This is a genomic window from Streptomyces tricolor (assembly GCF_002155905.1).
GTDB classification, from domain to species: Bacteria; Actinomycetota; Actinomycetes; order Streptomycetales; family Streptomycetaceae; genus Streptomyces; species Streptomyces tricolor.
The window spans coordinates 1-5,551 of sequence record NZ_MUMF01000398.1 but is presented as its reverse complement, the minus strand read 5'-3'; the positions used below and the strand labels follow the sequence as shown (position 1 = coordinate 5,551).

5 protein-coding genes are annotated in these 5,551 nt (G+C 72.6%); 2 read left to right on the top strand and 3 right to left on the bottom strand.

Annotated features, from left to right (window positions below; translation table 11 throughout):
* Positions 1–18 precede the first annotated feature (18 nt).
* From CCN44_RS44555 to CCN44_RS26750, 3 genes are all read right to left on the bottom strand, one after another.
* On the bottom strand, positions 19–1,221 hold the full coding sequence (locus CCN44_RS44555; protein WP_158103153.1) for an HNH endonuclease signature motif containing protein: 1,203 nt from the start codon (positions 1,219–1,221) through the stop codon (positions 19–21).
* 72 nt (positions 1,222–1,293) lie between these two features.
* Positions 1,294–2,238, bottom strand: a complete 945-nt coding sequence (locus CCN44_RS26755) for a DeoR/GlpR family DNA-binding transcription regulator (protein WP_079081121.1) — start codon at positions 2,236–2,238, stop codon at positions 1,294–1,296.
* Positions 2,239–2,404: 166 nt separating this feature from the next.
* A complete protein-coding gene (locus tag CCN44_RS26750; protein WP_059252290.1) occupies positions 2,405–3,853 on the bottom strand; it encodes an NAD(P)H-quinone dehydrogenase in 1,449 nt (482 codons plus the stop codon).
* A 96-nt stretch (positions 3,854–3,949) separates the two neighbouring features.
* Here CCN44_RS26750 and CCN44_RS26745 point away from each other — a divergent pair, with 96 nt between their 5' ends.
* Both CCN44_RS26745 and CCN44_RS26740 read left to right on the top strand, forming a co-directional pair.
* The gene (locus tag CCN44_RS26745; RefSeq protein ID WP_086700250.1) at positions 3,950–4,387 is read left to right on the top strand and encodes a gamma-glutamylcyclotransferase; all 438 of its coding nucleotides are present in this window, start codon (positions 3,950–3,952) and stop codon (positions 4,385–4,387) included.
* Between the two features lie 146 nt (positions 4,388–4,533).
* The gene (locus tag CCN44_RS26740) at positions 4,534–5,358 is read left to right on the top strand and encodes a purine-nucleoside phosphorylase (RefSeq protein ID WP_059252288.1); all 825 of its coding nucleotides are present in this window, start codon (positions 4,534–4,536) and stop codon (positions 5,356–5,358) included.
* The last annotated feature ends 193 nt before the right edge of the window (positions 5,359–5,551 follow it).

The following is a 5,551-nucleotide window of genomic DNA, read 5'->3' as shown; positions in this document are numbered from 1 at the left end:
GGCGGGGGCCCGCCCCCTTCACCGAAGGGGGCGGGCCCCCGCCCGCACACCCCGATGCCGCTCCGCGGCCACCCGGAGCAGGATCGCGCGGAGTTCCTCGCGCGTACTGCCGCGCGTCTTCACCGCATGGCAGTTCGGGCACAGGGCCACCATCTGGCTGGGGTGGTCCCGCCCGCCCAGGGCGAGGTCCAGCACATGGTCGACCTCCAGTATCGGCTCCCGCCGGTCCGTCACATCGGCCGGCTGCCCCGTGCACCGCGGGTTCTCGCACCGCCCCTCGCTGCGCAGCAGCACCAGATGACGGGCGGCCCGTGACCGCCTCGGGCGATGCGTGGTCCGGGTGTCCCGCTTTCCCTCGTTCCCGGTCTCCCACTGGTCGATGAGCCGGCAGCCCCGCTCGTACTCGGCCGCCGTGACGATCCACGGCTCGGCCGCCCCCGGCCGCTCACCGGCCGGCTCCTCAAGACCGACGTCCGCGAGCAGCGGGGCGGGGTCGAGACCGTCGAAGAACGTGCCGAGCACCGCGTCCAGCACCGCGAGCCGGGTGACGGCCGAGCGGTGGAAGAGATCGTGCACCGGTTCGACCAGCCCGCCCAGCGGCTGCCGTTCCGCGAACCACCGGCGCAGCCGCGCGTCCCCGTGGGCGGTGGGCACCTCGCCGCTGTGCTCGGGCAGCACCCATATCCCGTCCCGGCACAAGGAGGCCACGGGGTAGTCGGGGCGCGGTCGCTCGCCGTGGGCTCCGTGCCGCCGCAGCAGCCCCGTCAGCGCCTGCTCCGTCTCCGTCCAGGGCGTCAGCCGTGGCTCACCCCGCAGGGCGCGTCCCATGGCCCAGAGCAGCGTGATGGGCTTGTAGAGGGCGGGCCGCCCGGCGGAACGATTCACCGTCAGCTTGGTGATACGGCGGAGCAGTTCGTCGTGGCCGGGGGGCTCCTGGTCCGACGGGTCCTTTGCCATCGAGAAGCCGAGCCCCTTCAGGAGAGCCACCGCGTGCCGCGCGCCGCCGGAGAACTCCCCCGCCGCCAGGGGCCGTCGGCCGGGCAGGTACCCGTGCGCGGCCCCGACGATCGCCTTCGAGTCGTAGTGCCTGCCGTGGTGGACCAGCAGGTACCGACGGGCCGGTCGGAAGCCGTAGTGGGTGAGGAAGGCTTCGCGGCCCAGGCGGTCGTACTCCTCCAGGGCCTTCTCGATCTCGACACGGGTGATGTCCGTCAGTGCCATGCCCCGCACCTTATGCGGGACCACCGACAGCGCACGGGCCGGCGCGGTCGCCCGCCACCGCCGGCAGTGTCGCTACCGGCGGCGCAGGTCGGCGACGCGGCCCCGGTCGGGGGTGGTCGGGTCGCCCAGGCCCGTGGTGGAGCGCAGGGGGGAGGAGCCGGGTACGTGGCCCCGGCGCGGTCCCGGCAGGGGGGCGCGGCGGCCGGCCGGGACCTGGTCACCCCCCGGGTTCCCGGTCGCCCCGGCGACGGCGATCTGCACCCCCTGGTCGGCGAGCGCCTGCAACTCCGTGGCGGCGCGGTCGTCGTGGCCGGGCGGCTCGTCGGTGACCAGCCGGGTGATGAGGTCCGTCGGCACGGTCTGGAACATGGTGTCCGTGCCGAGCTTGGTGTGGTCGGCGAGGACCACGACCTCCGCGGCGGCCTGGACGAGGGCCCGGTCGACGGATGCCGAGAGCATGTTGGAGGTGGACAGCCCGCGTTCGGCGGTCAGGCCGCTCCCGGAGAGAAAGGCCTTGGACACCCGCAGGCCTTGCAGGGACTGCTCGGCGCCGGAGCCGACGAGGGCGTAGTTGGAGCCGCGCAGGGTGCCCCCGGTCATCACGACCTCCACCCGGTTGGCGTGGGCCAACGCCTGGGCCACCAGGAGGGAGTTGGTGACGACCGTGAGGCCCGGCACGCGCGCCAGGCGGCGGGCCAGCTCCTGCGTGGTCGTACCCGCCCCGACCACGATCGCCTCGCCTTCTTCGACGAGGCCCGCGGCGAGGTCGGCGATGGCCGTCTTCTCGGCGGTCGCGAGATGGGATTTCTGCGGAAAGCCGGACTCCCGCGTGAATCCGCCCGGCAGTACCGCACCGCCGTGCCGGCGGTCGAGGAGTCCTTCTGCCTCCAGTGCGCGCACGTCCCGCCGTACGGTCACTTCGGAGGTCTGGACGACGCGGGCGAGCTCACGGAGCGACACGGCACCGTTCGCTCGCACCATTTCGAGGATCAATTGGCGACGTTCAGCAGCGAACACGAAACTGACAGTAACCCCAGCGACCGTCTGCTTTCAGCAGTTTGCGCCGAATAACAGAAGTTGTTCGCATGGTGGGGTGGGAAGTGGTATAGGGCCTGCCCACCCCGACTATGCCGTCCGCACACGCCACAACTCCCCGTGACCAGCGGGAAGTCGCGGCGGCCCGTCAGCCCTCCGCGCTCGCCTTGCGCGTGTGCAGCTGCCGGGCGACCTCCGCGATCGACCCCGAAAGGGAGGGGTACACCGTGAAGGCGTTCGCGATCTGTTCGACCGTCAGATTGTTGTCGACGGCGATCGAGATGGGGTGGATCAGTTCCGAGGCGCGGGGGGCCACCACGACACCGCCCACGACGATCCCGGTGCCCGGGCGGCAGAAGATCTTCACGAAGCCGTCCCGGATGCCCTGCATCTTGGCGCGCGGGTTGCGCAGCAGGGGGAGCTTGACGACCCTCGCGTCGATCTTGCCCGCGTCCACGTCCGCCTGGGTGTAGCCGACCGTCGCGATCTCGGGGTCGGTGAAGACGTTCGAGGAGACGGTCTTCAGGTTCAGCGGGGCCACCGCGTCGCCCAGGAAGTGGTACATGGCGATGCGCCCCTGCATGGCGGCGACGGACGCGAGGGCGAAGACGCCGGTGACGTCACCGGCGGCGTAGACGCCGGGCGCGGTCGTCCGGGACACCTTGTCGGTCCAGATGTGGCCCGACTCGCGCAGCTTGACGCCGGCCTCCTCCAGGCCGAGGCCCGCGCTGTTCGGGATGGCGCCGACGGCCATCAGGCAGTGCGTGCCGGTGATGACCCGGCCGTCGGCCAGCGTCACCTCGACCCGGTCGCCGACGCGCTTGGCGGACTGCGCGCGGGAGCGGGCCATGACGTTCATGCCACGGCGCCGGAAGACGTCCTCCAGGACGGCGGCGGCGTCGGGGTCCTCGCCGGGCAGCACGCGGTCGCGGGAGGAGACCAGGGTGACCTTGGAGCCCAGCGCCTGGTAGGCGCCGGCGAACTCGGCGCCGGTCACGCCGGAGCCGACCACGATCAGCTCTTCCGGCAGCTCGGTGAGGTCGTAGACCTGGGTCCAGTTGAGGATGCGCTCGCCGTCGGGCTGGGCGTCGGGCAGCTCGCGCGGGTGACCGCCGGTGGCGATGAGGACGGCGTCCGCGGTGAGGGTCTCCTCGGTGCCGTCGGCGGCGGTGACGATCACCTTCCGGGACCCGTCCAGGGCCTGCATGCCGTCCAGCCGGCCGCGCCCGCGCATGACCCGGGCTCCGGCGCGCGTCACGGAGGCGGTGATGTCGTGGGACTGGGCGAGCGCGAGCCGCTTCACCCGTCGGTTGACCTTGCCGAGGTCCACCCCGACGACCCGGGCCGACTGCTCCATCGGCGGGGTGTCGTCGGCGACGATGATCCCCAGCTCCTCGTAGGAGGAGTCGAAGGTGGTCATCACCTCGGCCGTAGCGATAAGGGTCTTCGACGGCACGCAGTCGGTCAGCACCGACGCTCCGCCCAGACCGTCGCAGTCGACGACGGTCACCTCCGCGCCGAGCTGGGCGGCCACCAGGGCCGCCTCGTATCCGCCGGGTCCGCCACCGATGATCACGATCCGAGTCACGTACTCCATTGTCCCGCACGCTTCAAGGTGCTACTGCCCGGGGGCGCCGCCGGGTCACTCCCGGGACGCCTGAGGCGTACGGTGCGACTGCCGTACCCTCTCCCCATGTCGCTCTATGCCGCGTACGCCGGCAACCTCGACGCGCGTCTGATGTCCCGCCGCGCCCCGCACTCGCCGCTGCGCGCCACCGGCTGGCTGAACGACTGGCGGCTGACCTTCGGCGGCGAGCAGCTCGGCTGGGAGGGCGCGCTGGCGACGATCGTCGAGGACCCGCTGGCCCAGGTCTTCGTCGGCCTGTACGACATCGCACCCATGGACGAGGAGTCGCTCGACCGGTGGGAGGGCGTGGGCCTCGGCATCTACCGCCGGGTACGCGTGCGCGTGCACACCCTGGACGGCGAGGAGCCGGCCTGGACGTACGTCCTCAACGGCTACGAGGGCGGTCTGCCGTCGGCGCGCTACCTGGGCGAGATCGCCGACGCGGCGGAGTCGGCGGGGGCCCCGCACGACTATGTGATGGAACTCCGCAAGCGCCCCTGCTGAGCCGGTCACGGTCCGTCGCCCGCCCCTCTTCCTGGGGCTTTTCCACCCCGTCGCCCCCCGTTTGTGGAAAACGACAATACAAAGAACCCAAACCCGTGGGCTCTGTCATCTACGCGCGTAGGCGAAGACCGGTTACCCTCATCGGCGTGAACGCATCTCTTCTTCCGGACGACATCCAGGGCGACCCCTACGCCGCCGCCGACGCCGCCGCCGCGCGCCTGCGCGCACTCACCGGCGCCGAGACCCACGACGTCGCCCTCGTGATGGGCTCCGGCTGGGCTCCGGCCGTCGACGCCCTGGGCGCACCCGACGTCGAGTTCCAGGTCACCGAGCTGCCCGGCTTCCCGCCGCCGGCCGTCGAGGGGCACGGCGGCAAGATCCGCTCGTACTCCTTCGGTGACAAGCGCGCCCTGGTCTTCCTCGGCCGCACGCACTACTACGAGGGCCGTGGCGTGGCCGCCGTGGCGCACGGCGTGCGCACCGCCGTGGCCGCCGGCTGCAAGACGATCGTGCTGACCAACGGCTGCGGCGGTCTGCGCGAGGGCATGCGCCCCGGCCAGCCGGTGCTGATCAGCGACCACATCAACCTCACGGCGACCTCCCCCATCGTCGGCGCCAACTTCGTCGACCTGACGGACCTGTACTCCCCGCGCCTGCGCGCGCTGTGCAAGGAGATCGACCCCACGCTGGAGGAGGGCGTCTACGCCCAGTTCCCCGGCCCGCACTACGAGACCCCGGCCGAGATCCGCATGGCGCGCGTCATCGGCGCGGACCTGGTCGGCATGTCCACCGTCCTGGAGGCCATCGCCGCCCGTGAGGCCGGCGCCGAGGTCCTGGGCATCTCCCTGGTCACCAACCTGGCCGCGGGCATGACCGGCGAGCCCCTCAACCACGAGGAGGTCCTCCAGGCGGGCCGCGACTCGGCCGCCCGGATGGGCGAACTGCTGGCCCAGGTGCTGGGCCGCATCTGAGCGGAACGCGCCGCTCGGGCCGCGTGAGCGGGCGCGGTGCCGCGGGCGGCTGCATGCCGGGCGCGGTGCCGTGCGCCGGGCTCGACAGGCGCGGTACTGCGGGGCCGGCCGCGCGCCGGGCGCGGTGCCGTCCGGCCGGGCCCGGTGGGGCGCTGCGGTGAGGGGAGCGCGGCCCCGCGGGGCGGCTTCCGGC

Excerpts from the sequence above, each read along its gene's own strand:
- CCN44_RS26750 (WP_059252290.1), bottom strand. The coding sequence starts at position 3,853 with ATGGAGTACGTGACTCGGATCGTGATCATCGGTGGCGGACCCGGCGGA.
- CCN44_RS26745 (WP_086700250.1), top strand. The coding sequence starts at position 3,950 with ATGTCGCTCTATGCCGCGTACGCCGGCAACCTCGACGCGCGTCTGATG.
- CCN44_RS44555 (WP_158103153.1), bottom strand. The coding sequence starts at position 1,221 with ATGGCACTGACGGACATCACCCGTGTCGAGATCGAGAAGGCCCTGGAG.